Annotated in this window: 2 protein-coding genes; one reads left to right on the forward strand and one right to left on the reverse strand. The window is 53.1% G+C overall.

What is annotated here, in order from left to right:
• A partial coding sequence (locus VZ95_RS27740) for a hypothetical protein (protein ID WP_232302801.1) occupies positions 1–186 on the forward strand: 186 nt, incomplete at its 5' end.
• Positions 187–221: 35 nt separating this feature from the next.
• Here VZ95_RS27740 and VZ95_RS27745 read toward each other — a convergent pair.
• A partial coding sequence (locus VZ95_RS27745) for a hypothetical protein (RefSeq protein ID WP_232302802.1) occupies positions 222–573 on the reverse strand: 352 nt, incomplete at its 5' end.

The following is a 573-nucleotide window of genomic DNA, read 5'->3' on the forward strand; positions in this document are numbered from 1 at the left end:
CTTTGCTTTCAGCCGCAGAGGGGGACTTGGATTGGGACCGCGCAGAAGTTTCAGCGCGAGCGGATGCATTGGCCAGTGTCGTCGCGGAATCCATTGCCAAACCCTCCTGGTGTGCGGGGAACGATTACAAAAATCGTCACCCTGCAGGCATCCTATGCCAACGCTTCTGTCGGCCTTTTTCAATAATGCAGAATACAGCAATTTCCTGCACGTGCGAAGCACTATATATACGGTGCGCGGGTGCGCCAGATATACGTTAAAAAAGCGCCTTGCTTTCTGCCGAATTTAGCGCCGCCAGGCCGCCCATCAGGGTAAAATTTACCTATTGAATCGCTGTCAAACTCGGGTAATGTCACGACAGCATCGCAAAAAGCGGTGTGATCCATCTCTAGTCTCCAGAAGGGGAAGATACTATGGCTTATGGCACCAATGTCACGCTGAGCGGTTCTGTCCGTTCGAACCTGTTGGCTCTGCAAAAGACGCAGTCGGCCATCGAAGTGACCAACAGCCGCCTCAATACGGGCAAAAAAGGTTAACACGGTCGTCGATGATGCCGTGGCCTTCTTCTCGGCG

Origin of the sequence: Elstera litoralis (assembly GCF_000963705.1) — a bacterium.
Lineage (GTDB): Bacteria > Pseudomonadota > Alphaproteobacteria > Elsterales > Elsteraceae > Elstera > Elstera litoralis.